Origin of the sequence: Sphingorhabdus sp. Alg239-R122 (genome assembly GCF_900537065.1) — a bacterium.
In the GTDB taxonomy this organism is placed as follows: domain Bacteria; phylum Pseudomonadota; class Alphaproteobacteria; order Sphingomonadales; family Sphingomonadaceae; genus Alg239-R122.
Map to the genome: position 1 here is coordinate 100,444 of NZ_UNRC01000003.1, position 26,648 is coordinate 127,091.

Annotated in this window: 21 protein-coding genes and 1 tRNA gene; 13 read left to right on the forward strand and 9 right to left on the reverse strand. The window is 54.6% G+C overall.

All coding sequences use genetic code 11. From position 1 onward, the window contains the following. The first annotated feature begins 1 nt into the window (after window position 1). Together cphA and G6Q15_RS04390 are read left to right on the forward strand one after the other, a co-directional pair. On the forward strand, window positions 2-2,800 hold the full coding sequence (cphA, locus tag G6Q15_RS04385) for a cyanophycin synthetase (protein ID WP_164116076.1): 2,799 nt from the start codon (window positions 2-4) through the stop codon (window positions 2,798-2,800). 25 nt (window positions 2,801-2,825) lie between these two features. Next, window positions 2,826-4,574 (forward strand): Mur ligase family protein, encoded by a 1,749-nt coding sequence (locus tag G6Q15_RS04390; protein ID WP_164116078.1) that lies wholly within the window; start codon window positions 2,826-2,828, stop codon window positions 4,572-4,574. 19 nt (window positions 4,575-4,593) lie between these two features. Here the strand turns inward: G6Q15_RS04390 and G6Q15_RS04395 are convergent, their stop codons facing one another. The 3 genes from G6Q15_RS04395 to folK all read right to left on the reverse strand — a co-directional run bounded on the left by G6Q15_RS04395 (window position 4,594) and on the right by folK (window position 6,411). Beyond that, window positions 4,594-5,535 carry an isoaspartyl peptidase/L-asparaginase gene (locus G6Q15_RS04395; RefSeq protein WP_240330747.1) on the reverse strand — a complete coding sequence of 314 codons (942 nt, stop codon included), beginning with the start codon at window positions 5,533-5,535 and terminating at the stop codon, window positions 4,594-4,596. 189 nt (window positions 5,536-5,724) lie between these two features. Continuing rightward, a tRNA-Lys gene (locus G6Q15_RS04400) sits at window positions 5,725-5,800 on the reverse strand. A 68-nt stretch (window positions 5,801-5,868) separates the two neighbouring features. After that, entirely contained in the window at window positions 5,869-6,411 is a 543-nt protein-coding gene (gene folK / locus G6Q15_RS04405) for a 2-amino-4-hydroxy-6-hydroxymethyldihydropteridine diphosphokinase (protein ID WP_164116080.1), read from the reverse strand. Between the two features lie 23 nt (window positions 6,412-6,434). On the opposite strand from folK, the gene G6Q15_RS04410 reads away from it, so the two are divergent. Beyond that, window positions 6,435-7,109 (forward strand): uracil-DNA glycosylase, encoded by a 675-nt coding sequence (locus G6Q15_RS04410; protein WP_164116082.1) that lies wholly within the window; start codon window positions 6,435-6,437, stop codon window positions 7,107-7,109. 188 nt (window positions 7,110-7,297) lie between these two features. On the opposite strand, the gene aguB is transcribed toward G6Q15_RS04410, so the two are convergent. From aguB to G6Q15_RS04435, 5 genes are all read right to left on the reverse strand, one after another. After that, window positions 7,298-8,158 carry an N-carbamoylputrescine amidase gene (gene aguB / locus G6Q15_RS04415; protein ID WP_164116084.1) on the reverse strand — a complete coding sequence of 287 codons (861 nt, stop codon included), beginning with the start codon at window positions 8,156-8,158 and terminating at the stop codon, window positions 7,298-7,300. Window positions 8,159-8,223: 65 nt separating this feature from the next. Further along, a complete protein-coding gene (locus G6Q15_RS04420) occupies window positions 8,224-9,093 on the reverse strand; it encodes a class I SAM-dependent methyltransferase (protein WP_164116087.1) in 870 nt (289 codons plus the stop codon). Window positions 9,094-9,167: 74 nt separating this feature from the next. Next, complete coding sequence (locus tag G6Q15_RS04425) at window positions 9,168-10,691, reverse strand: FMN-binding glutamate synthase family protein (RefSeq protein WP_164116088.1); 1,524 nt, start codon at window positions 10,689-10,691, stop codon at window positions 9,168-9,170. Between the two features lie 93 nt (window positions 10,692-10,784). Further along, the gene (locus tag G6Q15_RS04430; protein WP_164116090.1) at window positions 10,785-11,762 is read right to left on the reverse strand and encodes an agmatine deiminase family protein; all 978 of its coding nucleotides are present in this window, start codon (window positions 11,760-11,762) and stop codon (window positions 10,785-10,787) included. A gap of 88 nt (window positions 11,763-11,850) precedes the next feature. Beyond that, window positions 11,851-13,530, reverse strand: coding sequence for a M28 family metallopeptidase (locus tag G6Q15_RS04435; RefSeq protein WP_164116092.1), 1,680 nt, complete (start codon window positions 13,528-13,530; stop codon window positions 11,851-11,853). A gap of 304 nt (window positions 13,531-13,834) precedes the next feature. Between G6Q15_RS04435 and G6Q15_RS04440 the strand changes: the two genes are divergently transcribed. From G6Q15_RS04440 to G6Q15_RS04460, 5 genes are all read left to right on the forward strand, one after another. Then, entirely contained in the window at window positions 13,835-15,736 is a 1,902-nt protein-coding gene (locus tag G6Q15_RS04440) for a prolyl oligopeptidase family serine peptidase (RefSeq protein ID WP_164116094.1), read from the forward strand. An 86-nt stretch (window positions 15,737-15,822) separates the two neighbouring features. After that, window positions 15,823-16,488 (forward strand): sigma-70 family RNA polymerase sigma factor, encoded by a 666-nt coding sequence (locus G6Q15_RS04445; RefSeq protein WP_164116096.1) that lies wholly within the window; start codon window positions 15,823-15,825, stop codon window positions 16,486-16,488. Between the two features lie 9 nt (window positions 16,489-16,497). Further along, complete coding sequence (locus G6Q15_RS04450; protein WP_164116098.1) at window positions 16,498-19,203, forward strand: bifunctional [glutamine synthetase] adenylyltransferase/[glutamine synthetase]-adenylyl-L-tyrosine phosphorylase; 2,706 nt, start codon at window positions 16,498-16,500, stop codon at window positions 19,201-19,203. Window positions 19,204-19,225: 22 nt separating this feature from the next. Beyond that, window positions 19,226-19,699 (forward strand): peroxiredoxin, encoded by a 474-nt coding sequence (locus G6Q15_RS04455; RefSeq protein ID WP_164116100.1) that lies wholly within the window; start codon window positions 19,226-19,228, stop codon window positions 19,697-19,699. 10 nt (window positions 19,700-19,709) lie between these two features. Next, window positions 19,710-20,513, forward strand: coding sequence for a ferritin-like domain-containing protein (locus G6Q15_RS04460; RefSeq protein WP_164116102.1), 804 nt, complete (start codon window positions 19,710-19,712; stop codon window positions 20,511-20,513). Here the strand turns inward: G6Q15_RS04460 and G6Q15_RS04465 are convergent. After that, the gene (locus G6Q15_RS04465; RefSeq protein ID WP_164116104.1) at window positions 20,510-20,725 is read right to left on the reverse strand and encodes a hypothetical protein; all 216 of its coding nucleotides are present in this window, start codon (window positions 20,723-20,725) and stop codon (window positions 20,510-20,512) included. The genes G6Q15_RS04460 and G6Q15_RS04465 overlap by 4 nt on opposite strands. On the opposite strand from G6Q15_RS04465, the gene G6Q15_RS04470 reads away from it, so the two are divergent. From G6Q15_RS04470 to G6Q15_RS04490, 5 genes are all read left to right on the forward strand, one after another. Continuing rightward, entirely contained in the window at window positions 20,724-21,353 is a 630-nt protein-coding gene (locus G6Q15_RS04470; RefSeq protein WP_164116106.1) for a M23 family metallopeptidase, read from the forward strand. The genes G6Q15_RS04465 and G6Q15_RS04470 overlap by 2 nt on opposite strands. Before the next feature lie 160 nt (window positions 21,354-21,513). Next, window positions 21,514-23,049 (forward strand): acyl-CoA synthetase, encoded by a 1,536-nt coding sequence (locus tag G6Q15_RS04475; RefSeq protein ID WP_164116108.1) that lies wholly within the window; start codon window positions 21,514-21,516, stop codon window positions 23,047-23,049. A gap of 71 nt (window positions 23,050-23,120) precedes the next feature. After that, window positions 23,121-24,551: an aldehyde dehydrogenase family protein gene (locus G6Q15_RS04480; protein ID WP_164116110.1), complete on the forward strand. Its 1,431-nt coding sequence runs from the start codon at window positions 23,121-23,123 to the stop codon at window positions 24,549-24,551. Between the two features lie 118 nt (window positions 24,552-24,669). Next, window positions 24,670-25,842 (forward strand): acetyl-CoA C-acetyltransferase, encoded by a 1,173-nt coding sequence (locus tag G6Q15_RS04485; RefSeq protein ID WP_164116112.1) that lies wholly within the window; start codon window positions 24,670-24,672, stop codon window positions 25,840-25,842. A gap of 9 nt (window positions 25,843-25,851) precedes the next feature. After that, window positions 25,852-26,634, forward strand: coding sequence for an SDR family NAD(P)-dependent oxidoreductase (locus G6Q15_RS04490; RefSeq protein WP_164116114.1), 783 nt, complete (start codon window positions 25,852-25,854; stop codon window positions 26,632-26,634). The last annotated feature ends 14 nt before the right edge of the window (window positions 26,635-26,648 follow it).

A 26,648-nucleotide genomic window follows, 5' to 3' on the forward strand; every position in this document is an offset into this window, starting at 1 on the left:
CATGAAAATACTGAAGACAAACCTTTATGTGGGGCCCAATCAATATGCCAAATTCCGGGTTATCCGGCATGTGCTCGATATTGGCGTGCTCGAAGACTGGCCATCGGCAAAGCTCGGTACGGGTTTTATTGACGGCCTGCTAGCGGCGCTTCCAGGCCTTGAGGAACATGGCTGTTCCTACCGTGAGCCGGGCGGCTTTGTACGCCGGCTTCGTGAGGATGAAGGCACCTGGATGGCGCATATTATTGAACATGTCGCGCTTGAGCTGCAATGTGTGGCGGGTAACGAGGTCACATTCGGGCGGACGCGTTCGGCTGGCGAGACGGGCCAGTATAATATGGTTTTCGCCTATATTCACCGCGATGTTGGCCTCGCGGCGTGCAAGCTTGCGATCAAGCTGTTGATGCACCTGCTGCCGGACGAAGTCCAAAAGCAGACCGGCTATGAACTGGACGAAGACTGGGATTGGGATGACGAACTGCGCAGTTTCATCAAACGCGCGCAGCGTCACGCGTTCGGCCCCAGCACGGCATCGCTGGTCGCCGCGGCGGAAGAGCGCGGCGTTCCATGGCTACGGCTGAACAAATACAGCCTGGTCCAGTTTGGCCATGGCCGGCACCAGCAACGTATCCAGGCGACGATCACCAGTGAGACACGGCACATTGCGGTGGAAATATCCTGTGACAAGGAAGACACGCACAACCTGCTCAATGACCTCGGCCTGCCGGTACCGCAGCAATATATGGTCTACAGTGCACGTGAAGCCGTGCGCGGCGCCCGGCGTGTCGGATATCCGGTGGTTGTCAAACCGCTCAATGCCAATCACGGTCGCGGAGTTTCCATCAATCTGTCCAGCGATGAAGAAGTGGCTACTGCATTCGATGTCGCCCGGGAACAGGGCACGAGCCGGGCCGTGCTGGTGGAAAGCTATATTACCGGGTTTGACCACCGCATGCTGGTCGTTGGCAATGAACTGGTGGCCGTTGCCAAGCGCGTTCCGGGTCATGTTGTGGGTGATGGCAAGCAGAATATCGGCGCGTTGATTGACGAAGTGAACGAGGATCCCCGGCGCGGTGTTGGCCATGAAAAAGTGCTGACCCGGCTCGAACTGGACAATCAGGCCCGGCGACTGATGGACAAGGCGGGCTATAACAAGGGTACGGTGCTTGAAAAGGGTGAGATATTCTATCTGCGCGACACCGCCAACCTGTCTACGGGCGGCACAGCGATTGACCTGACTGATGCGGTGCATCCCGACAACCGGGAAATGGCTGTGCGGGCCATCCGCGCAGTCGGACTCGATGTTGGTGGAGTGGATTTTCTGACTGATGATATTTCGCAGTCGTACAAGGATATTGGCGGTGCGATTGTCGAGGTAAATGCGGCACCAGGTTTTCGCATGCATGTCGCACCCAGTGAAGGCGAGCCACGCGACGTCGCGGGTAAGGTCATCGACATGCTGTTTCCGGCGAGTACGCCCAGCCGCATTCCGATTGCCGCGATTACCGGCACAAATGGCAAGACCACGACATCACGCATGCTGGCGCATATCCTGAAAACCTGTGGCCGTACGGTTGGTCTGACCACCACTGACGGCATCTATGTTGATGGCAAACAGACTGTGAAGGGCGACACAACCGGGCCCAAATCGGCACAGATGGTGCTACGTGACCCGTCGGTTGATTTCGCGGTGTTGGAAACCGCACGCGGTGGCCTGGTGCGCAGCGGCCTCGGCTATGACAGCACCAACGTGTCGGCATGCCTGAACGTTGCTTCGGATCATCTCGGGCTGGGGGGTGTGGATACACTGGAGGATCTGGCCAAGATCAAGCGTATCGTGGTGGAAGCGGCAACTGATACCGTTGTCCTCAACGCCGATGACAAGAACTGCCTGCTGATGGCGGATCATTGTGATGCGGAAAATATCTTTTACGTCACGATGGACCATAACCATCCACTGGTGAAGCAGCATATCGATGCGGGCGGCAAGGCGGCTGTCCTTGAAAAGGGGATGAATGGTGACATGATCACCATTTATGATAACTGCACGCATATCTCGCTGCTCTGGACGCACCTTATCCCCGCAACAATCGAGGGCAAGGCGGCACATAATGTCCAGAATGCCATGTTTGCCGCTGCGATTGCCTATAGCTTTGGTGAGGATATTGACCAGATCCGCATGGGGCTGAAAACCTTCAACACGACATTCAGTCAGGCACCGGGCCGGATGAACGTGTTTGATGAACTGCCTTTCCGCGTCATTCTGGATTATGCCCATAATGCGGCGGCATTTGGTGAGCTTACCGGGCTGGTCGACAAGCTCGACGGATATGGCCGTAAGATAATCACTGTATCTTGCCCCGGCGATCGCCGTGATGAAGATATCGCTGAATCCGCTGAAATACTGGCCGGTCATTATGACCATTATGTGCTGAAAGCAGATGATAATCGCCGGGGACGCGGTGAAGACGAAATCCCGCAGATGATGAAGCAGCTTCTACTGAAAAATGGCGTGTCGGAAGATGCAATCAGCATCATTCCCGACGAGCAGGAGGCGATCCAGCACGCGCTGGAAATGGGGCGGGAGAAAGACCTGCTGATTGTTATTGGCGATAACGTCACCCGGTCCTGGAAACAGATTGTCCATTTTGGCGGTGAGGAATTGCGGGAGCAGGCACCGGCGGACAGCAAGCCAACAATGTCATCGGCATATGAGGATCTGGTCAATGAAGACCAGTCGCTGATTGTCGATGACCGCGGCGTTCGGCTTGCAAAAGAGATTGAGGAAGATGGCGATTGAATAACAGCACGGGAGAATAGCCATCATGCCGGCAGATATTGAGACAATCGAAAACTATCTGACAGTCCCGCAGCCTGAATCTATACAGTTGGTACTGGATGACAGTCGCCGCATTACAGGTCCTGGCATGATCTGGGACCGGCGCGGCGCACTGATTGATGTGCTGGTGGATGGTTTCGACAGTGCGGAAGTGGTTGCGGTCTGGGAAGCGGAAATCGCCCGGGTTCTGTCTGCGCTGGGCTGGGATGATAGCCTGACTGCGCACCGAATTTTCGAAAATGGGGTGACACTGCTTATTTCAGCGCCGGCAGACCTGCTTTATTCTGCTGTGTTCGTTATTGAAACAGGTTGGCATTTGGCCGCCTGCAGGCTGCTGGGGCAGGAGCCTGAAAATTTTGGGAAACTGACCGCAGGCCTGAAAGAGGTGATCGCGCTTGAGAAAAATCCGGCACTGATCCGGTTGCAACAGGCGGCGGATGCCAGGAATATCGATATATTGAGTGACGATGATTTCGTATCGCTTGGTCATGGCAAGGGATCTGAAGTCTGGGGAGTGAATGATATCCCTGACCCATCTGAAATCGACTGGAACAGGCTGCACAATTTACCGGTTGCGTTGATCACAGGCACCAATGGCAAGTCAACCAGTGTACGGCTCGCGACCGCTATAGGCGAAGCGGCCGGTTTGGTCGCAGGTTCCACGTCAACCGATTATGTAAAACTGGGCAATGACGTGCTCGACTATGGCGATTATTCGGGCCCTGGGGGTGCGCGCATGCTGCTGCGTGACAAACGTCTGGAAATTGCTTTCCTTGAAACTGCGCGCGGCGGGATATTGCGGCGCGGACTACCACTGTTTCAGGCGAGGGCAGCGCTTGTCACCAATATTGCGGCAGATCATCTGGGGCAATACGGAGTCAATACGGTTGAGGCACTGGCGCAGGCCAAGTTTGCGGTTGCCCGTGCGGTATCGCGCGATGGTGTGCTGGTGCTCAATGCCGATGACCCGCTGGTTGTCGTCAATGGTGAGGCATTTGACCGTACCAAGTGCTGGTTCTCCCTGTCGCAAGACAACACGCATATCCGGCAGGCCCGGGAGGCGGGAGATCCATGCTGTTGGTATGACGGGGAAAATATCTGTTATTTTGATGGCGCGGCAGTCGCACTGCGCATTGCAGCAGCGGACATTCCTATCACGATGGGTGGATCGGCGCGTTTCAATATCCACAATATTATGGGGGCAATCGGTCTTTCCAGGGCTATGGGTATCGATAACGATGCCATCGTGACAGGATTGACCCAGTTCACCGCATCCCCTGACCAGAACCCGGGGCGCTGCAACGAATTCATGGTGAACGGCGCCAGGGTATTTGTCGACTTCGCGCATAATCCGCATGCCATTTCCGCTATGTCAGCGTTGATCGAAAACCTGCCCGCCAACCGCAAATATCTGCTGCTCGGTCATGCTGGAGACCGGTCTGACCAGGAAATAAGAGACCTGACCAGAGGCGCTGTCGGCTTTGACCCGGACCTTGTTGTCATTGCCGAACTGGAGGATTATCTCCGCGGGCGTGAGCCGGGCGAAGTTCCCGCATTAATTGCCAGTGAATGTACAGATTGCGGAATTGCGGCAGACGCAGTCCGGATGGCGGTGTCACCAGGCGAAGGAACGGCACATATTCTGGGTCAATTACGCGACGGTGATGTTGCACTGATTCTGGCGCTGTCCGACCGGGATCGGGTGTTCGAGCTGATCCGGGCCGTACAGGACTGAAACAAAAAACGTGCCACCGTTATCGGCAAGGTGCAAAAGTGGTCGCAGCAGGCGGAGCCGTATTTGAAACAGAGGCGCGCTTCATACCATCACTGTTGAAAGCCATTGCAATCTCACCGCTGCTGGAAACCGCAATCACGCCGCCATCGCCGCCCAGTGCCGCGACATCATCCAGCATGTGCCAGAGCGCCTGTTCCAGAGTATCGCCTGCGAGTTTATAGCGGTTGGCAACTGTCAGCGCCCCGCCTGCACGGATGAAATATTCCCCCGTCCCGGTGCAGGAAATGGCGATGTCCTGATCCGCCCATGTCCCGACACCGATGATCGGGGTATCGCCGACCCGGCCCGCAGGTTTGCCAAAAACACCGCCGGTAGATGTGGCCGCCGCAAGATTGCCGTGCATATCAAGTGCCACCGCGCCGACCGTGCCATGCTGCATGTCGCTGACCGTAACATCCTCTTCGCTTACCCCGACTGGCAGCACGTAATAGGCGGATGGATTGTCCACTGTGGCAAACCCATGCCCTTGTGCAAAATCATTGGCGCCTTCGCCTGCCAACATCACACTGGGCGACTGGTCCATAACGGCGCGTGCAACTGCAACGGGGTGCACAACGTCCCGGATCGCGGCCACGGCGCCGGCCTGCTGCGCCGTGCCGTCCATAATGCTCGCGTCCAGTTCCACCTGGCCCGACACATTCGGGGCAGAACCCTTGCCAGCTACATAAAGCCCGGATGCTTCCATTTCGCGGGTCATTTCTTCCACCACATCAACTGCAGCCTTGCTCTGATTCAGCATGGCTTCGCCCTGTGCGGCAAGTTCGCTCAGATGCTGCTCAACAATAGTATAATTTTCACCGGTTTTGGCCCCCGCACCGCCATGTAGCGCCAGTGCATAGGAATGGGCTTTTGTGTTAGAAATAATGGATACTCCTCTACATACAGATGCCTCGTACAGCACTGTTAACCTATCGAATCAAATTATGATTGAGCTACTATCATATAATAGAATTATTGTGCGAACATGCCCACATGTTTCCATGTCCTGTAATGATATGGAAGTTGGGGAAAACACATCTCGTTTTATAATGCCATCTGGCATCCATGCGCATTTCGCGCCTCACGCATATTCCATAAACATTTGAAATAATGGTGAGCCCTGCTGGGTTCGAACCAGCGACCTACTGATTAAAAGTCAGTTGCTCTACCGACTGAGCTAAGGGCCCCATATCACGCAAGGGACATATACCGTGCGTTGGTGCAGACGCTCACCTAGTCACGCTTTGCCTGCGGGTCAAGCGGCTTTACCCATTTTTTGCAGAAACATGAGCTGGCGGATCGTCCGTCCCGTCACCGGATCGCGCCAGCCGGGCGCTATCTGCGCGGCCGGTTCCAACACAAAGCTGCGGTTGCGAAAGGATATGTGGGGAATAACAAGCCGCTTATGGCCTACATTTCCTGTGCTTTGCGGCACATGTGTTGCACGGGCTGGTCTGGGCCAGATACCTCCACTCCACAAGATGATATCAAGATCAAGCACCCGGCTGCTCCAGCGCTCTCCGCGCCGGGAACCAAATTCACGCTCCAGCCTTTTGAGCGAATCCAGCAATAGATCTGGCATCTGATTCGTTTTCAGCCGTACGGCGGCATTGGCATAGCGGCGCTGTGATGGGCCGACGGGCTGTGTGATGATGGTGTGCGATACGGCCCTGACATGATAATTGCCATGCAATGCCTCAACCGCACCCGCAATAACCTGCCGGGGACATGCATAAATGCCATTACGCCGGTTTGACCCCACGGCAATCAGATATTCATGTTTGGTTGCGTCCGTCATGCGCATGTGCCTATCCTATGTTCATGCTCCAAAAAAGCCCCCAATCACAGTTCCTGCCTGGGACCGAGCCGCGACCAGGATGCCGGAAATGTCCGAGGCTTGCCGATTATCGCCGGGAAATTGCATGCGAATTCCCGGATTGGCACGGCGCGCCGGTACCGACCTGGGGTGATCCATCGGCTTGGCTCGCGATTGTCGGCCTTGCCCCCGGGAAGCATGGTGCACACCGGACCGGAAGGCCTTTTACTGGGGACCAGTCGGGTGAGGTGCTGTTCGCCGCTCTGGATCGTTTCGCGCTGAGCCGCGGCAGTTTTGCCAATGACCCAGAGGATGGCGTGAAGCTGGACGGCACGATGATTTTCAACGCTGTCAAATGCCTGCCGCCGCAGAATAAACCGATAGGGGCCGAATTGAATAATTGCCGCCCCTATCTGATGCGGCAACTTGCTGCCTTGCCGAACCTGCGTGTCATTATCGCGCTCGGCAAGGTGGCGCATGATAGTTTGGTGCGCGGTTTTGGGATGCGGCTCGCGGAGCGCCCGTTCGGCCACCTTGCCGAGCACCAGTTGCCAAATGATAAAATCCTCATCGATAGCTATCACTGCAGCCGCTACAACATGAATACGGGCCGGTTGACGACGGAAATGTTTGGTGCGGTATTCATGCGGGCGCTACAATTAAATGAAGTTATCACGTAATTTTATTATGAAAGTCGCGAAAATCACACCTATGGGCCTTTCTCGTTGCCGTGACGGGTGCAGATTTGCGACATGGACAAGAAAGGACGAGCATGCACCGCTCTACTATAGTGGTGTGGCACCGTGTAGAACAGGGTCTTGTGAAATCGTGTAATACTTGACATTAACTAACGGCAACGGCTTGGTTTCTACCTGTCTTCGACCAGCCGCCCGTATAATTCGGGCCGCCGGTCACGAAAAAATCCCATGCCCGCGCGGTGTTGACGGGCTTGTTCCAGGTCGAGCGTGGCGACGAGCACACCGGTTTCCTCTGCGCCATAATCAACGACCAGATCGCCCCATTCATTGGCTATAAAGCTGTGGCCGTAAAATGTGCCACTATCTGCGCCTTGCGTCTCTATGCCAATCCGGTTGCTCGCGATTACGGGCATGCAGTTGCTGACCGCATGGCCCTGCATCGCGCGCCGCCACATGGCGCTGGTGTCGAGGTCCGCGTCATAAGGCTCGCTGCCGATGGCAGTAGGGTAAAGCAGCAGCTCTGCACCCATCAGAGCCATGGTGCGTGCGCATTCAGGGTACCATTGATCCCAACATATGCCGACACCAATGCGTGCGCCCATCATGTCCCACACCCTGAACCCTGAATTACCGGGGCGGAAATAGAATTTCTCTTCATAGCCCGGGCCATCGGGAATATGCGATTTGCGGTAGACGCCCATGACATCGCCATCGGGGCCGACCATTGCCAGCGAGTTATAATAATGCTGCCCATCGCGCTCAAAAAAACTGGTGGGAATGGCGACGCCAAGCTGCCCGGCAAGTTTTGTCATGGCGCGGACTGAGGGGTGCTCATTTGTGGGATGGGCAAGCGCGAACAGCGCCTCGTCTTCACGTGCGCAGAAATATGGTCCGGAGAAAAGCTCAGGCGGCAGGATAATATCTGCACCCTCATACGCGGCGCGGGCAACAAGCTCGCTGACAGCGTCAATATTCTCGGCTTCGCTGCCGCTTAAGGACAACTGCATTGCGGCGACGGTGATATTGGTCATGGCATAGGCCTTTCCCTGTGGATTATCCGCTGGAAGTTTACCCGCAGGGTAAGGGGTTTTTCAAGTCATGGTGCTTTTTTGAACAGCAATGTCATGCGGTCGGATTCGCCGATAGCGTCGTATTTGGCTTTGTCTGACGGGTTATCGTCCGCAGTGGCGAGGCGCGGGGGCAGAGTCCATACGCCAATTTCATAATCCTTGGTGTCTTTCGGATTAGCGTTGATTTCCGATGATTTGACCAGTTCGAAACCATTCAATTCAAACAGGGCAATCACGTCTTTCTGCTTCAGATAACCTTTCGAACCATTGGCATATGCAAAGGGCGCATTGGCATTGGCGCGGTGCTGTACCACGCCAATCTTGCCATTATCTTTCAAAAGTTTGCGCAGTGATCTCAGTTCGCTGTCAGCGCGGTTGCCACCCATCATGCCATGCAATGAGCGGAATATCAGGATACGGTCCACTGTGCCCAGCATCTCTTCGGGGACTTCGTCGCTTTCATAGGCCTTGATGCTTTCGGCGCTGATGCCAGTCCATTCGGCCGCATTCCCGGGGAAGCGTTCGGGCCAGCTCTTGCTGCGCGCTTCGCGGGCGCGGTTGCTGAATTCCAGAACATCACTGTCTGTGCCGACCGCGATATATTTTCCTTTTGGTGCAACATAAGGCAGCAGGATGCGGGTGTACCAGCCGCCGCCCGGCCCATATTCGGCAATGGTCATGTCGGGCTCTAAGCCAAAAAATTGGAGCGTTTCTCTGGGGCGGCGATATTGGTCGCGCGGGGCATCTTCAGCCCGGTCCGCATTGGCTAGCACAACATCCAGGCCTTTCATTTCAGCGGACTCTGCATGCTGTTTGGCATCCACGTCGCTACTGATGAGCGCGGCAGGTGCGATTATGGTGGTGCAAAATGCGGTCAAAATAAGCGGTCTTTTCATCAATTAGGTCCCCAGGTTCAAAGTTGGTGATTAATATATCATGTCTGCATTCTGTATCGGACGGTGCGGCGGAACTACCCTGCTTCGCCAACGCCGGAGCTACGATAACGTTCCAAAACTTCTGGCCGCGGATGCAGCACGTCCATCGGAATGGACTGGCCGTCATCCTGTACGATCCGGATGTGTTTGCGGCGGAGCCCACGCGGCTCATCCACACCGCAGCTATGGGCGATAACCTCCACTTCATGGATAAGGTTGAGCGCGTAATTGGCGACTTTTGCCTTTTTATTATCCGGATCAAGCCCTTTTTGCAGGCGCGGATTATGTGTCGTAACGCCTGTCGGACATGTATTCTTGTTGCATTTCAGTGCCTGGATACAGCCCAGTGAGAACATGAAGCCTCGCGCCACGTTGACAAAGTCAGCGCCGACGCAAATTGCCCATGCCGCGTCGCTGGGGGTAATGCGTTTGCCCGATGCGATAATCCTTATCCTGTCACGCAGGCCGTATTTATGGAAAATGTCCGACAGCATGGGCAGGCTTTCATGCAGGGTAAGTCCCACATTATCCATCAGTGCCATGGGTGCAGCGCCGGTGCCGCCATCACCGCTGTCCAGTGTGAAGAAATCAGGCGCACTTTCGATGCCGCGTTCATGAATTTTGACGCACATTTCCTCAATCCAGCCATAGGCGCCGACCACGGCCTTTATACCTGTGGGCTTGCCGCTGACTTTGCGGACATGGGCGATGAAATCAAGCAACTGGTCAATATTGTTGATTTCAGGATGGCGATTGGGGGAAATGGAATCCTCGCCCTCGGCTATGCCGCGTATTTCAGCAATCTGCGCCGTGACCTTTTCACCGGGTAAAATCCCGCCTTTGCCAGGCTTTGCGCCCTGTGACAGCTTGATTTCGATCATCCGGACCTGTTCATGCGTGGCCACTTCACGCAGCTTTGCATCACTCAGGCTGCCATCAAGGTTGCGAACTCCATATTTGGCAGTTCCCATCTGGAACACGATATCACATCCACTTTCCAGGTGATATTGCGATACGCCGCCTTCGCCTGTATTCATCCAGCACCCAGCTATTTTTGCGCCATGCGACAATGCCTGCACGGCAGGCTGCGACAATGCGCCGAAACTCATACCAGAAATATTGAAAAAAGAGGGCGCAGCATAGGGCTTGTCACAATAGGGGCCGATGGTCATGGGCTGGGTTTTCGCCGCATCCTTTTTCATCGTCGGGAAAGGGCAGTTTACGAATATCGGGGTGCCCGCCGGATGCAGGTTCTTGGTTGAACCAAAGGCAATGGTATTATCCTTGCCCTTTGCCGCACGCGCCACCCAGTCCCGTTCGGCACGGTTGAAAGGCATTTCTTCCCTGTCCATGGCAAAGAAATATTGCCGGAAAAACTCTCCCAGCTCTGTAAAAAGTGAACGAAAGCGACCTATCACCGGATAGTTTCTGCGAACGGCATCGCCGCTTTGGGTAATGTCGATGATGAACATAACGGCAATGGCCAGGAATGCGAGACCAAGGAAAAAAACGAACACATAGGTTAGCGTACTCAGTACGCCCAGAATATTGTCGCTCATGGCTGGTTAGCTCCCCTCAATGTCCAACATGTTATTACCTATCCTATTCGTGCCAGAAACAAAAATGTTACATGGAATGCCGAAAACTCAATATCAGGCGGGCATCTGCTGGCTGGCACAGTGGAAGCTGCCGCCGCCTGACAGTATTGCTTTTGCGGACAGGCCCACAGTTTGGCGGCCCGGGAAGATCGCGCCGATAGCCTCCAGCGCCGGGGCATCATAAGGCGTGCCATAGACCGGCACGATGACGGCATGGTTGCCGATATAGAAATTCATATGGCTGGCTGGCTGTATTTCGCCATCCTGCACAACGCGGCCGGGGGAGGGGATAAGCACAGTGTCTACGCCAAAACACGCAGCGCGCGCCTGAGTATCGGCATAGATGGCGGCATTGGGGTCATCCTCACCCGATGCGGCGGACAGGGCAAGTAGGTTCGGCCTTACAAACCGTGCCAGATTGTCGACATGGCCGTCGGTATGGTCGCCCTCCAATCCATCACCCAGCCATAAGATGCGCTGCAAGCCAAGGTCATCGCGCAGCCGTGCCTCAATATCCTCGCGTCCCAGCTTCGGATTGCGATTGGGGTTTAGCAGGCACTGCGCAGTGGTGACTGCAAGCCCGCTGCCATCAACATCTATCGCGCCGCCTTCGAGTACCCAACCTGATTTGCGTGCGTTCAGCCCCGCTTCGCGTACCAGCGCCGCGCCGATCTCACGATCGCCATCCATGTCATACTTACCGCCCCAACCATTAAAATCGAACAACCGCGCTTCGACACGCCCGCGTGCATCGCGTACCACCAGCGGCCCCGTGTCACGCAGCCAGATGTCGCCATAGCGGTGGATGCGGATGTGAATGTGATCACCGACCAGCGTGCGCGCTGCATCAGCATTGGCCATGTCCCTGCACACCAGCCGCACCTGTTCACCGCTTTGCTGTACCGCATTTGCAAAGGCTGCGATTTCAGCCTGTGCATTTTTGAGCTGACCTGGCCATTCCGCGCTGTCATGCGGAAAACCGATCCAGACAAAGTCATGCGAAGCCCATTCGGGCGGCTGGCGATAGGTCATGGTGATAATATTCCAAAAGGTTGCTGGATATGAAAACGCCGTGCTGACATGATATCAGCACGGCGTTTCCGTTCAAATGGCTTTATGCTTATTCCGCCGAGCGGCTTTCGTCCCGCTTGGCCTTGAATTCGTCGCCTTCGACCCAGTTCGGCCAGCTGTCCGACATGGCGAGCATGCGGCCCAAGCGATAGAAAAGCTGGACATCGGCAAGCACGCCGTCCCAATTCCAGTCGGGGTCAAACTCGTCCTTTGGCCCGTGATAGCGGTTTTCGGTATAATCCTTGGCCACGGCTGCGCCAGCTTCAACACCGCCTTCGACCAGGTCTTCGCCGCCATCAACATAGAGCATTGGTACACCCTGTTTGGCAAAGCTGAAATGATCAGAGCGGTAGTAATAGCCTTTTTCCGGTGTCGGTTCCGGTGTCGCAGTGCGACCGACTTCTTTCAACGCAGCATTCAGATACTGGTCCAATTCAGACTTGCCGCCGCCCACGACCATCACGTCCTTGGCAGGGCCCGCCATCTGGAAAGCATCCATGTTCACGCCACCCACTGTCTGCGACAGCGGATAAATTGGATTATCGGCATAATATTTGGAACCCAGCAGGCCGGATTCTTCGGCTGTGACCGCCAGGAATACGATGCTGCGATCAGGTGCGCCGGCTTTCTTGTGTGCTTCGGCGAGAGCCACGAGAGCAGCTGTGCCAGTGGCATTGTCGACCGCGCCGTTGCAGATATCATCGCCGTCCGGTGCCGGCTTGCAGCGACCCAGATGATCCCAGTGCGCAGTGTAGAGCACATATTCATCAGGGTTTTTTGCACCTGGCAATATGCCGACCACGTTTTTCGACATGGTTTTAGAGATGCTGTTATCCATATCCAGCGAGGCTTTCACGCCCAGGTCAATGGCTTTGAACCCTTTTTCCTTTGCGCTGGTCATGAGCTCTTCGAGATTCTGCCCGCCAGCGGAGAGAATTTGCGAAGCCACGTCTTTCTGGATCCAGCCATTCGCTTTGGTCTGGTCGCTGCCGCCATTTTCGGTTTGCGGATAGAACTGTTCACCTGTCCAGCTTGATTCCACCACGTTCCAGCCATAGGCAGCCGGGAATTCGTCATGAACGATCAGCGCGGCCGCAGCACCCTGACGCGCGGCTTCTTCATATTTATAGGTCCAGCGGCCATAATAGGTCATTGCGCGTCCGCCAAAATCGCCTTCTAGCCCTTCGGTTTCATAATCGGGGTCGTTGACCAGGATGATGACAGTCTTGCCTTCGACATCGACGCCTTCATAGTCGTTCCAGCCGCGTTCAGGAGCGTTAATGCCGTAACCCACGAATACCACGTCGCTGTTTTCGACGTTGACACTGGTCTGTTCCTGATAACTGGTGGCGACATAATCCTTGCCCGATTCAAAGCTCAGATCAATGCCTTCGCCTGTTACAGTCAGCGGCGATGAGCGTGTGGCGGTAATGCCCACTAGGGGCACGTCCTGGAACCAGCTATCGCCATTGCCGGGCTCAAGGCCTGCGGCGGCGAATTTCTCGGTCAGCAGCGCGAGTGTTTTTTCCTCACCCGCGGTGCCAGGCGCACGGCCTTCAAATTCGTCTGAAGACAACTGCTGGGTAATATCCTTCAGTGTGCCGGCGGAAATTTCACCTTCTGCAACTTCAGGAATGTTCATTTCTGCAGAACTGCCGGTGCCTTCTCCGCCTGAATAACAGGCCGTCAAAGCCATGACGGGGGCAAGGCCCCATAAAATCTTGCGCATAATAATCCTCTTTGTTCCTAATGCTGGCGCTTATCTGGCAGAATGGAGGACGCAAGGCAAGCAGACGGTGCTCATTGAATGGCCTGTTTCTGCTTGCTCCCGCGGACAAATTGCTTAACATGAAGGATATACCCGCTGCGCTATGTGCAGTTAAGTGTAGAATAATCATTGAAAGTTATATGTATAAATGGCTGATTTTCGAATGTGCAGGGGCATAACAATCATTGCGGCTGCAATATCGCTAATTCTCCCCACGAACACATATGCGAACCAATCGTCAGAGGCCGTTTCTGGCACTGGTGAAATGGCGCAAAAATTTGGCAAAAGATCAGATATTCTGCACGCGGCACTTTCCCCTGATGGACAAAAGGTGGTTTTCATAACAGCCGGGCCAGGCCGGACAACGATCGCGTCATGGGCGGCAGTGTCGGGCGGGGAAATGAAAGTTGTCACTGCGACAAATGGGGATCCAAATAGACTGAGCTGGTGTGATTTCGTCACCAATGAACGACTTGTCTGCAGGGCCAACATGATTGATTCTACAGGTACGCTGTTACTGGGGTTCAGCCGCCTGTTCGCCATCAATCTGGATGGCAGTGATGTTGTTTCACTGGGACAGTCTAACAGCAGGTACAGTACCCGCTTACGCCAAAATAACGGGAATATTATCGACTGGCTGAGCGGGGTGGAAGGCAAAGTCCTGATGGCGCAGGAATTTATTCCCGAGATAAAGAAAAACTCAAATATAGTCCGCAGGGACGATGGTCTAGCTGTTGTTGAGGTCGATATTGCCAATAACAAGAGCAAAAAAGTCGAATCCGCCAATTCAGCGGCGCAACGCTATCTGAGCGATGGCCAGGGCAATGTTCGTATGGTCAGCTACGGCATAAAGGAGAACACCCGCGGCTATTCTACTGGAGAATCCAAAATTGCGTATCGTTTGAAGGGCGATCGTAAATGGCTGGATTTCAGCCGATATAATGGCAGTGACGGAGACGACTTCTGGCCTATGGCTGTTGATGCGAAAACGAATAGTGTTTTCGGTCTGCAGAAAAAAGACGGACGCGAAGCACTATATTCTGTGAGTCTGGATGAAGCCAAAACGCGCAAGCTTATATTCGCTCATGACAAGGTAGATGTCGGCGGCATAGTTCGGTTCGGGGAAGGCGGACGGGTTGTCGGGGTGCATTTTGCTGTAGACAGGCCCGAAACAGTCTATTTCGATACCTATCTTGCCGGCCTTTCCAAAAAACTCTCAAAGGCTTTGCCCAAACTGCCGATCGTGGACTTCCTGGATGCGTCTACGGATGAAAACAGGCTACTTATATATGCAGGTAGCGATAGCGACCCTGGCCGCTACTACGTTTTTGACAAAACAACGAAAAAGCTGAACCAAATGGTCGCTTCCCGAAAACTGCTGGAAAATATTACGCTGTCCGAGATGGTGCCGGTTTCCTATCAGGTTGCGCCGGATGTAAATATTCCAGGCTATCTCACACTACCACCTGGCATGACGCAAGATGACGCAAAAAATCTCCCTGCCATTGTCATGCCGCATGGCGGTCCGTCCGCGCGCGATGTTTGGGGGTTTGATTGGTTTGCACAGTTTTTTGCAAATCAGGGTTATGCCGTGTTGCAACCCAATTACAGGGGTTCATACGGCTATGGCGATCAATGGTACATCCAAAACGGTTTCCAAAGCTGGCGTACAGCGATTGGAGATATTAATGCGGGTGGTCGCTGGCTGGTAAGTCAGGGGATCGCCGATCCCGACAAAATGGCAATTATAGGATGGTCATATGGAGGCTATGCGGCGTTGCAGTCAGCTGTGCTGGAGCCTGGCCTTTTCAAGGCAGTGGGTGCGGTTGCTCCCGTTACGGATTTCCAGGATACAATTAATGAAAGCCGTAATTTCACCAATTATCACCTGGTGCGAAACATGATTGGCAGCGGAGCGCATATCACCCAGGGATCACCACTTAGGAATGTAGAAAGAATCTCCGTACCGGTAATTCTCTTTCATGGAGACAAAGACCTGAACGTCAGCGTCAGGCAATCACGTCTTATGGAAGATGCCCTCAAGGATGTGGGCAAACCGGTAATATATCATGAATACAAGGGGCTCGACCATAATCTGCCTGACAATGATGTTCGCACGCACATGCTCGCTAGTATTTTCAGATTTTTGAAAGATAGTTTACAGTAACATTGTCGCAATATGACGAGATCGTATCTTTCATAAAAAATTGCTGTTAACGATGCGCGCTATTCGCCGCAGATTTGCGGTGGATAATGCGGAGACTGAAAATCAACGAAGAGCCACCATCAGAGTCTGGTACGCGGAGAAAGGACATTGAAACTTTGTCCGACGCGGCGTTCAAGCGGGAGCTTGGTGAGACGATTCCGCATTTGCGTGCCTATAGCCGTTCGCTGGCTGGCAGCGTTGATATGGCGGATGACCTAGTGCAGGAGGCGATGCTAAAGGCATGGAATGCGCGTGATCGGTTTGCTGCGGGTACCAATATGCGGGCATGGACCTTTACCATATTGCGCAATGTTTTCCTGTCGCAGATGCGCCGTGCGAAATTCAAGGGCGACTGGGATGAAAATGTCGCCGACAAGATATTGTCCACACCGGCATCGCAGGACGGGAAACTGCACCTGGGTGATGTGCAGCGCGCGCTGATGATGCTGCCCGATAGTCAGCGTGAGGCGTTGATACTGGTTGGGGCGGGCGGATTTTCCTATGAAGAGGCAGCCGAAATCTGTGGTGTGGCGATTGGTACGATCAAAAGCCGGGTCGCGCGCGGCCGTGCGGCGTTGGAAGCGATTGTTGAGGGGGATGAACTTGATCCGCGGCCCGACGATGCTCCCGAAATAGCCGATCCAATGGGTGAGATCATGGCCGAAGTGGATGAGCTGGCAGAAGGGCTGGAAGGCAAGGACAGGGGGGCGTAAACGGTATCCATGCCCCGCCTGAACGTCGCCCTTGACCGTGCACGCCGCCATGCTCCCTTTCTGGCGCATGTCATGGAGCGGCACGGCGAAATAACGGCACTGCTTGAAGCTGACAGGCTGGACGATGCACTGGAGGCGGCCTGGGCGTGCGGCAAGGGAGAAGATGTTCCCGCAGCGCTGCGAGGGCAGCGTCAGGCGCTGGCCCTGGTGCTCGCTATTGGCGACCTGGCGGGTGTGTATGACTTTGAAAAAATTTCGGGCACCTTATCGGATTTTGCCGATACTGCCTGCGACCGGGCCATCACATATGCGATACAGCGGCGTATGCCAGATGCGGGTCCATGCGGATTTGCGATTATTGCGCTGGGCAAGCATGGCGGGCAGGAGCTGAATTACTCGTCCGATATTGATCCGATATTTCTCTATGACCCCGAAACACTGCCGCGCCGTCCGCGCGATGAACCCGCCGATGCAGCGCAGCGTATGGCCCGGACAGTTATAGACACACTGTCGGGGCATGATGAAAATGGCTATGTATTCCGTGTCGATATGCGACTGCGTCCTGCGTCCGAAGTCAGTCCACTCGCCATACCGGTGGAGGCGGCGATTACCCACTATGAATCAAGCGCTTTGCCATGGGAGCAGGCGGCTTTTATTCGTGCGCGTCATGCGGCTGGTGATGCACAATTGGGACAGTATTTCATGGACAGCATCCGGCCATTTGTATGGCGACGTTCGCTCGACTTCGGGACAATTGATGAAATTGGCAGACTTACTTCACAAATCCGCGACCATTATGCCTCAGGACAGATATTGGGCGGTGGTTTTGATCTGAAACGTGGGCGTGGCGGTATTCGTGAAATCGAATTTTTTGCACAGGCGCACCAGCTGATCCATGGCGGGCGCAACCGTGATCTGCGCACACATCGCACAGTGCAGGCACTCTCGGCTTTGGCGGACGCAGCGGTTATCGATGCCAGCGAAGCAGAACAGCTTAGCGAGCATTACCGCCTACTGCGTACGATTGAACACCGGTTGCAAATGGTGAATGATCGGCAGACGCATGAACTACCCGAAGATGCGGATGCGCTGGACAATGTGGCCCGATTGCATGGGTTGAATGATCGTAGGGCGTTGATCGGACTGCTTGAAAAGCCGATCGAATATGTGGGACAGGTTTATGACCGGCTGATCGCGGCAGATCAGGACGCAGAAGAAGACAGGCCCAGATTAAGCGAAGACCGGGTCAAATTGGCGCGGCAACTGGCTGATCTGGGTTTTGCCGATGCCAATGGGCTGGCCGCGAGCATAGAGAAATGGCGGGGTGGATCGATACGTTCGCTGCGCAGCACATCCGGCAAACGTGCATTTGAAATCATCCTGCCAGACTTAATGGCGGTGCTCGGCCGTGCCCCCGACCCGGAAAATGCGGTCCGGCGTTTTGGCAGCCTTATTGCGGCATTGCCAAGTGCGATCAATTTCTTCCGCCTGCTTGAGGCGCGGCCAGCATTGATGCAGATGCTGGCGGATATATTGAGCCTGACGCCTGTTCTGGCGGATGAGTTGGCGCGACGCAGTGACCTGCTTGACGGGCTGATTGATGCCAGCGCGCTTGATCCACTGGGTGAGGTGGAAGAGCTGGCGGACGTATTCGCGCACCGGGAGCAGGACGATGATTATCAGCGTGTGCTCGACAATGTCCGACTGCGGGTGGGTGAGAAACGCTTTGCACTGGGCGTACAGCTGATCGAAGGCGGGACAGATGCGCTGACTGTTGCCAGCGGCTATAGCCATGTTGCCGAAGCAGCGCTCACCAGCCTGGCTGATGCCACGGTTGCCGAGTTTGAAGAGACGCATGGCCGTGTATCAGGGTGCGAGCTCGTCATATTGGCGCTGGGCCGCCTTGGTGGACAGGCGCTCACCCACGCGTCTGACCTTGACCTCATATTCCTGTTTACCGGAGAGATTGGCGGCACATCGGACGGGAAGCGGCCGCTTGGCGCGACGCAATATTTCAATCGGCTCGCGCAGCGCGTTATTGCGGCGTTATCCGTGCCGACCGCATCTGGTGCGCTTTATGAAGTTGACACCCGGCTTAGGCCATCGGGGATGCAGGGGCTATTATGTGTCACGCTGGACAGTTTTTGGCAATATCAGCGGGAACAGGCCTGGGTGTGGGAACATATGGCGCTTTGCCGCGCGCGGACGGTTTACGGTCCCGCTGATGTGCGGGCCGGTCTTGCACATGATATCGCCGCATTTCTGGCCGAAAAACGCGAAAATGAAAAGGTTTTGACCGATGCATCTGTGATGCGCCGCGACATGGCGGCACACAAACAGCCCAAAGGGCCGCTCGACATCAAACTGGCACCTGGAGGGCTGGTTGACCTTGAATTCATCCTTCATGCTGTGCAACTGACCCATGGGGAGGGATTACACCCTTCGCTTGGCCGGGCGCTTGCGGAATTGGGGCAGGCGGGATTGCTGTCTCCGGGCCTTGGCGAAGCCCATGCACTGATGACGCGGATGCTGCTTGCTGTGCGGCTGGTGGCTCCGGATTGCCAGGAACCAACTGAAGCGGCGAAGGCGTTAATTGCGCTGGGATGTCATATGCAGGACTGGCAAAGCGTGATGAAAGCATTAAGTAGGGTACAGCAAACGGTCAGGGATGAATGGCGGCGCATATTCGGCACGGACCTGCACGGTATGAATTAACTGGATTCTGGAAAGGTTGGAAATGAGCGAAGACACACGTATTGGCGAAGGCGACACATTGCCGCAAATTGATATAATGCGGCCCGATGGCACACAGGTGAAGCCGGAGCATTATCATGGCAAGCCATTGGTGCTCTATTTCTATCCGAAAGGCGATACACCGGGCTGCACCAAAGAAGCGTTGCAATTTACCGAACTGCGCGGCGAGTTTGACAATCTGGGCGCAGCGATACTTGGTGTCTCAAAGGACCCGCCGGCCAAGCATGTGAAATTTACGGACAAATATGGCCTGAAAATCGACCTTGCCTCAGACGAGAATGAAATGGCCGAGGCGCTGGGTATTTGGGTCGAAAAAAATATGTATGGCCGCAAATATATGGGGCTGGAACGCACAACCTATCTGGTGGATGGTGACGGTAAAATCGCCAGGGTATGGCGCAAGGTAAAGGTTAAAGAGCATGCCGAGGCCGTGCTGGAAGCAGCGAAGGCACTCTAGCATCTCCGCCATGCAAAATATCAGCACTATTGGTCAGGGCGCGCTTGCAGTTTTGAGTGCCAGCGATACTAGCAGCAAGATGAAAACCGCACGCGCGGTGGCGCGGAGTTGGCGGTGTGGCGATCTGGCGCATGAATTTGATACGAACCTACCAGATGAACCGGCGCGTCCGGATCAGCCGGAACTGCTCGCCCCCAACAAGATGCCGCGGCGGGGCAAGGGTTCACTGCATGGCCGGATTGCACTGCTGCATGCGCTTGCACACATCGAATTTTCTGCCATCGACCTCGCGTTTGACCTGATTGGCCGGTTCGGCGCGCAATTCCCACGCGAATTTGTCGATGACTGGATCAGTGTCGGGGCCGATGAAGCGATGCATTTTGCACTGCTTGACCGGCGGTTGAAACAGATGGACAGCTATTACGGTGCGCTTCCGGCACATGCCGGGCTTTGGGAAGCTGCGCACGATACGCGGCATGATGTTCTGGCCCGCCTGGCGATTGTGCCGATGGTGCTGGAGGCGCGCGGGCTGGATATAACGCCTGCCACTGTCACCCGATTCGAAAATCAGGGTGACTTGCCTTCTGCAAAGATTCTGAATCGCATCTATCATGATGAAATCAGGCATGTTTGGTTCGGAACGCGCTGGTTTGAATTTGGCTGTCAAGAGGTGAATCTGGATCGCCATAAAACATGGCATAGTCTCGTAAATCGGTATTTTAGAGGGTCACTTAAACCCCCATTCAACAACTCGGCGCGCAAGTCAGCCGGTTTAACGCGCGATTACTATATGGTGCTTGCCAACCAAGTTTAGATAATTTTACATGACAAATACGAGGTCGCACCGGATTTTTCCGGGAAATTAAACATGGTCATACCGTCATTTCGCTGGGGTGGATGAAATGGCAGTAAACCATTTTTTAAGTCTGGGTTGTTACCTGAACTTAAGGAAGAAGGGATTTTTGTGATTACACGCTCCAAGACTATTGCCAGGTTATCAATTGTGGCTGGCGCTGCAATCGCCATGGCTGCCACTCCTGCCACAGCCAACAGTTCTGCGGATATTCCCGTTGAGCGGGGTTCTTCCGACAGCAAGTCCAAAGCGACTGCGCTGGGTGAAGCCAATGGCGAATTCCGCACATTATTTGCCGATTGGCGTTCACTGGATACATCAGAGCGCGGTTCGGTTTCCATTCCGTCCCGCATGCCAGTCGATGCATCGCGGGTGCGCACTTCCAGCAACTTCGGCATGCGTTCCGACCCTTTTCGCGGTACACGCCGTGGCCATAAGGGCGTTGATCTGGCTGGTCCTATCGGCACACCAATTTATGCAACTGCCGATGGCGTAGTTTCCAAGGCGCAGTGGTTTGGTGGTTATGGCCGGTACATCCAGATCGAACATGGCGGCGCGATGCAGACACGCTATGGTCATATGTCACGGCTCAATGTCGTCGCCAACCAACGCGTAAGAAAAGGTGAAGTCATTGGATATATGGGTTCTTCGGGTCGTTCCACGGGAAGCCATCTGCACTATGAAGTTCGTGTCAGCGGAAAAGCGGTCAACCCGCTACCATATATGCGCGCGTCCGAATATGTGAGCAATATGGAACAGCGCCTCGCGTTTGAAAAAGCACAAGGCGGTCCAGGTGAATAACTCCTCCGTATATTGATTTTGAAAGGGCCGCCACAGAGCGGCCTTTTTATTGCGCAGGAAATATCACGCAATTTCGTTTAATCGTTCAGTTAAATCAGCTATACCCTTCTGTAAGAATCAAGAATAGAACCCCAAAAGGTCAGTTCAGCAGGAGAAGATTATGCATCCCAAGGTGCATGCCGAAGCACAAGGCGACAAACCAGCCGTTATCATGGCCGCGAATGATGAGCATATCAGCTATGCCCAGCTGGACCGCCGTTCAAACCGCGCCGCGCAATATTTCCGTTCCATCGGGCTGAATACGGGCGACACTATTGCCATCTGCATGGAAAATCATGCGCATTATTTTGACATTGTCTGGGGCGCACAGCGCAGCGGGCTTGTTTATGTGGCTGTATCGAACCGGCTTACTGCTCCTGAAATTGCTTATATCCTGAAAGATAGCGGTGCGCAGCTTCTGGTAAGTTCCGCTGTCATGGCGTCACAACTGGCTGAACTGGAGCGTATCGCGCCGGGTATCAGCCAGCTTGTTTATGGTGGTGAGAATCCCGGCGGTGCAGAGCAGGTACTGGCCGCCATGCCTGACGGTCCGATCGCAGATGAACGCGCGGGAACGGATATGCTCTATTCCTCAGGTACGACCGGGCGGCCAAAGGGTGTTCGTCTGCCACTACCAGAAAATGGTGACATCGCTGCGACCAATGCGTTGATCATGCTGGCACAGGGAGTGTTTGGTTTTAACGCAGACAGCATCTATCTTTCACCCGCGCCGCTCTATCACGCCGCGCCGCTACGCTGGTGCATGGCTGTGCATAAGCTGGGCGGGACCGTGATCATCATGGATAAATTTGATCCCGAACGCGCGCTGCAACTGATTGAGAAATATCAGGTCAATACCAGTCAGTGGGTGCCGACGCATTTCGTGCGCATGTTGAAATTACCTGAAGAGACGCGGGTCAAATATGATGTGTCTTCGCTTAAATCTGCCGTGCATGCAGCCGCGCCTTGTCCCGTTCCTGTAAAGGAAGCGATGATCGACTGGTGGGGTCCCGTGCTGATGGAATATTATGCCGGGACAGAGGGTAATGGCTTTACCTTTATCTCCAGCCCGGATTGGCTTGAACATAAGGGCTCTGTAGGCCGCGCCTTGCTTGGCACAATCCGCATTTGCGATGATAATGGCGATGAAGTGCCGCCGCGCACTGAAGGGGCGGTCTATTTTGAGGGTGGTCCGCAATTTACCTATCACAACGACCCGGAAAAAACCGCAAAGGCGGCCAACAAACACGGTTGGACCAGCCTGGGTGATGTCGGATGGCAGGATGCGGAAGCTTTTCTCTACCTGACCGATCGCAAGTCATTCATGATTATTTCGGGCGGGGTGAACATCTATCCGCAGGAGATAGAAAACCTGCTGGTGACGCATCCCAAGGTGGCTGACGCTGCGGTAATAGGTGCGCCGGATGCGGATCTGGGCGAGAAAGTCGTGGCAGTGATTCAGCCGCTTGACCCTGAGACTGTGGGTGAAGAGTTGCGCGGCGAACTGGACGCATTTATGCGCGAAACACTCTCGGGCGTGAAGCTGCCCAAACAGATAGACTTTCGTGATGAATTGCCGCGTCATGCCACGGGCAAGCTTTATAAACGCCTATTGCGCGACGAATATTGGGGCAAAGCGGACAGTAGCATCGTTTGATAACCTGCCAGACGCTTGATTTGCCGCGCATAAAGGCCATTTGATACATGAGATAGAAAAGGAAGCAGATTATGGTGACGCAGTATAATAACCTGATTAACGGTGAGATGGTTGATACCGGCGAATGGCTCAATGTCGTCAATCCGGCCAATGAAGAGGTCATCGGACAGGTACCTGCTTGCGGACAGGATGAACTTGATACCGCTGTTTCTGCTGCCCGTGCTGCATTCAGGACATGGTCGAAAACGCCAGTGGAAGAACGCCAGGCCGCTGTCATGGCCATATCTGCCGCGATCAAGGAAAATGCCGACGAACTGTATCGCTTGCTGACTAGTGAACAGGGTAAGCCGCATGCGCAAGCCAAGGGCGAGATTTACGGTGCTGCGGGCATGGCTGCAGCGCAGTCGACACTGACACTGGAAGACGAAATCACCGAAGACAGCGAAAAACGCCTGAGCCGCACCCGCCGTGTGCCGGTCGGTGTGGTGGGCGGTATCGTGCCGTGGAACTTCCCGGTATCTATGGCGGTACAGAAAATCGTGCCCGCTATGCTGTCGGGCTGCACCATTGTGCTCAAACCTTCGCCATTCACGCCGCTTGCGACTTTGCGTGTGGCCGAACTGATTGCAGATATCGTACCGGCAGGCGTGGTGAATATCATCACTGGTGAGGATGACCTGGGGCCGATGATTACCGCGCATCCGGATATCGACAAGATCACCTTCACAGGCTCGACCGCTACTGGCAAGCATATCATGGAGGGTGCGGCAAAAGACCTGAAACGCATCACGCTCGAACTGGGCGGCAATGATGCTTCGATCGTGTTGCCTGATGCCAATGTCGAAAAAGTGGCCGAGCAACTGTTCTGGTCCAGTTTTATGAATGCAGGGCAGGTCTGCATCGCGGCCAAGCGCGTCTATATCCATGAGGATATTTATGATGAGCTGTCCGCCGCGATTGCTGAATATGCGAAAACCGTGAAAGTTGGCGATGGGTCACAGCAAGGCACTGCTGTCGGGCCGATTCAGAATGAAAAGCAATATGAGCGCGTGCTGGAACTGATCCAGGATGCAAAAGACAATGGCTATAAATTCCTGGTCGGCGGTGAAGGCGCGCAGGATGATATTCCCGGCTATTACGTACCGGTCACCATTTTGGACAACCCGCCCGAAGATGCGCGGATCGTGGCCGAAGAACAGTTCGGCCCTGTTATGCCGCTCATGAAATTTTCAACCACTGAAGAAGCTATCGCACGTGCCAATGCCAGTGAATATGGCCTTGCGGGCGCGGTCTGGACAGCTGATCCAGACAAGGGCGTGGAAGTGGCCGAGCAGCTTGAAACCGGAACGGTGTGGGTGAATGAATATCTCCACCTGTCACCTTTCGCGCCCTTTGGGGGCCATAAACAATCGGGCTTTGGCGCTGAATATGGCAAGGAAGGTTTAACCGAGTTCACCTATCCGCAGGTGATTACGGTGAAAAGAGACAATGTGCCCGCCTAATCTTGGCAGCAGAAACCATGAATGGGCGGCTCTCAAGTATGTGAGTGCTGCCCTTTTTATTTGACCCGCACTTCGCCATAATTTAATCGTTTGATTAAATAATAATGGAGAACGAGTCATGGGTGTAGCCTATATTGTTGATGCGGTGCGGACAGCAGGGGGCCGGCGGGGTGGCCGCCTTGCCGGCGTGCATCCAGTGGACCTAGGTGCGGCAACACTGGACGCGATTGCAGATCGCAATGATTTCGACCCGGCAGCTATTGAGGATGTGATTACCGGCTGTGTGATGCAGGGCGGCGAACAGTCGGGTGATGTTGGCCGTAATGCAGTGTTGGCATCGAAACTACCCGATAGCATTCCTTCGGTTTCCATTGACCGACAGTGCGGTTCTTCGCAGCAATCAATCCAGTTTGCGGCGCAGGCAGTGATGAGCGGAACGCAGGATATTGTCCTTGCGCATGGCATTGAAAGTATGACGCGCGTGCCGATGGGATCGACGGCAATCCTGTTCAAAAAAGCTGATATGGGCACCAATAAAAGTCCGCGTCTGGAACAGGCCTATCCCGGCATCCATTTCAGCCAGTTTATGGGCGCCGAAATGATAGCAAAAAAATATGGACTGTCGCGTGATGATTTAGACGCCTATGCGCTGGAAAGCCATAAACGTGCCATTGCCGCGACTGAAACAGAGTATTTTGAAAATGAAATCGTACCCGTTGAGATCGACATTCCTGAAGGTCGTGAAATACATATAGTCGATGAGGGCATCCGCTTTGACGCCAGCATGGAAAGCATCGGTAGTGTCAAATTGTTGCAGGAAGGCGGTTCTATCACGGCGGCCAATGCCAGCCAGATTTGTGATGGTTCCTCTGCTGTATTAGTGGTGAGCGAGCAGGCATTGAAAGACCATGGCCTCACGCCGCGAGCACGCATCCATAATCTTACGGTAACAGCAGGCGATCCGGTCATTATGCTGGAAGAACCGCTGTTTGCAACCGATCGCGCATTGGAGCGCGCGGGCATGAAGATCGGTGATATTGATCTCTATGAAGTCAACGAAGCCTTCGCGCCCGTGCCATTGGCGTGGATGCAACATACAGGCGGTGACCATGCAAAGCTCAATGTGCATGGCGGTGCCATCGCACTTGGCCATCCACTGGGCGCTTCGGGCACAAAATTGATGGCGACGCTCGTCAATGCGCTGGAAACACGAGGCGGCAGGTACGGCTTGCAAACCATGTGTGAAGGTGGCGGGCAAGCCAATGTCACTATTATCGAACGTTTGGGATAGGAAATAATTATGAAACTGGACTCATCAATATCGGCAGTGGTTACGGGCGGTGCATCTGGACTGGGCGCTGCAACCGTGGCGGCATTGGCCGAAAAAGGCGTAAAAGTCGCATTGTTCGATCTGAATGCAGAAAAAGGCGAAGCGCTTGCTACTGAGCTGGGCGGTGTTTTTTGTGAAGTGAATGTGACCGATGATGACAGCGTTGATGCCGGTTTTGCCAAGGCACGTGAAGCGCACGGGCAGGAACGCATATTGGTCAATTGCGCAGGCATTGGTGGGGCGATGAAAACCGCGAGCCGGTCGAAAGAAGACGGGTCGATCAAGCATTATCCACTCGATGCATTCAACACGGTCATACAGGTCAACCTGGTCGGTACATTCCGCTGCATCGCTAAATCAGCAGCAGGCATGCTGACGCTCGACCCGTTGGAATGCGGTGATCGTGGCGCGATGGTGAACACGGCATCGGTGGCGGCGGAAGATGGTCAGATCGGGCAGGCGGCCTATAGCGCGTCCAAGGGCGGCGTGGTTGGCATGACGCTTCCCATCGCCCGTGACCTGTCGCGCGAGGGCATTCGCGTGAACACCATATTGCCGGGTATTTTCGACACGCCATTGCTCGCGGGTGCGCCGGATCATGTGCGTGATGCGCTGGGCGCGATGGTGCCGCACCCTGCACGGCTCGGTCAGCCGCCTGAATATGCAAAGCTGGCGCTGTGCATGATTGAAACCGGTTATTTTAATGGCGAAGATGTGCGGCTTGACGGCGGCATCCGTATGGCACCGCGGTAAAACATATCGGTGGC

Bases quoted from the DNA above. Each gene is read 5' to 3' on its own strand.
- G6Q15_RS04425 (WP_164116088.1), bottom strand. From the start codon at position 10,691: ATGAGCGACAATATTCTGGGCGTACTGAGTACGCTAACCTATGTGTTC.
- G6Q15_RS04390 (WP_164116078.1), top strand. From the start codon at position 2,826: ATGCCGGCAGATATTGAGACAATCGAAAACTATCTGACAGTCCCGCAG.
- G6Q15_RS04465 (WP_164116104.1), bottom strand. From the start codon at position 20,725: ATGGCGATTGCAGCGCCAGCCACAATTGATAACCTGGCAATAGTCTTG.
- G6Q15_RS04440 (WP_164116094.1), top strand. From the start codon at position 13,835: ATGGCGCAAAAATTTGGCAAAAGATCAGATATTCTGCACGCGGCACTT.
- cphA (WP_164116076.1), top strand. From the start codon at position 2: ATGAAAATACTGAAGACAAACCTTTATGTGGGGCCCAATCAATATGCC.
- G6Q15_RS04455 (WP_164116100.1), top strand. From the start codon at position 19,226: ATGAGCGAAGACACACGTATTGGCGAAGGCGACACATTGCCGCAAATT.
- G6Q15_RS04475 (WP_164116108.1), top strand. From the start codon at position 21,514: ATGCATCCCAAGGTGCATGCCGAAGCACAAGGCGACAAACCAGCCGTT.
- G6Q15_RS04445 (WP_164116096.1), top strand. From the start codon at position 15,823: ATGCGGAGACTGAAAATCAACGAAGAGCCACCATCAGAGTCTGGTACG.
- G6Q15_RS04485 (WP_164116112.1), top strand. From the start codon at position 24,670: ATGGGTGTAGCCTATATTGTTGATGCGGTGCGGACAGCAGGGGGCCGG.
- G6Q15_RS04480 (WP_164116110.1), top strand. From the start codon at position 23,121: ATGGTGACGCAGTATAATAACCTGATTAACGGTGAGATGGTTGATACC.
- aguB (WP_164116084.1), bottom strand. From the start codon at position 8,158: ATGACCAATATCACCGTCGCCGCAATGCAGTTGTCCTTAAGCGGCAGC.
- G6Q15_RS04460 (WP_164116102.1), top strand. From the start codon at position 19,710: ATGCAAAATATCAGCACTATTGGTCAGGGCGCGCTTGCAGTTTTGAGT.
- G6Q15_RS04470 (WP_164116106.1), top strand. From the start codon at position 20,724: ATGGCTGCCACTCCTGCCACAGCCAACAGTTCTGCGGATATTCCCGTT.
- G6Q15_RS04410 (WP_164116082.1), top strand. From the start codon at position 6,435: ATGCTCCAAAAAAGCCCCCAATCACAGTTCCTGCCTGGGACCGAGCCG.
- G6Q15_RS04450 (WP_164116098.1), top strand. From the start codon at position 16,498: ATGCCCCGCCTGAACGTCGCCCTTGACCGTGCACGCCGCCATGCTCCC.
- folK (WP_164116080.1), bottom strand. From the start codon at position 6,411: ATGACGGACGCAACCAAACATGAATATCTGATTGCCGTGGGGTCAAAC.
- G6Q15_RS04430 (WP_164116090.1), bottom strand. From the start codon at position 11,762: ATGACCTATCGCCAGCCGCCCGAATGGGCTTCGCATGACTTTGTCTGG.
- G6Q15_RS04435 (WP_164116092.1), bottom strand. From the start codon at position 13,530: ATGCGCAAGATTTTATGGGGCCTTGCCCCCGTCATGGCTTTGACGGCC.
- G6Q15_RS04490 (WP_164116114.1), top strand. From the start codon at position 25,852: ATGAAACTGGACTCATCAATATCGGCAGTGGTTACGGGCGGTGCATCT.
- G6Q15_RS04420 (WP_164116087.1), bottom strand. From the start codon at position 9,093: ATGAAAAGACCGCTTATTTTGACCGCATTTTGCACCACCATAATCGCA.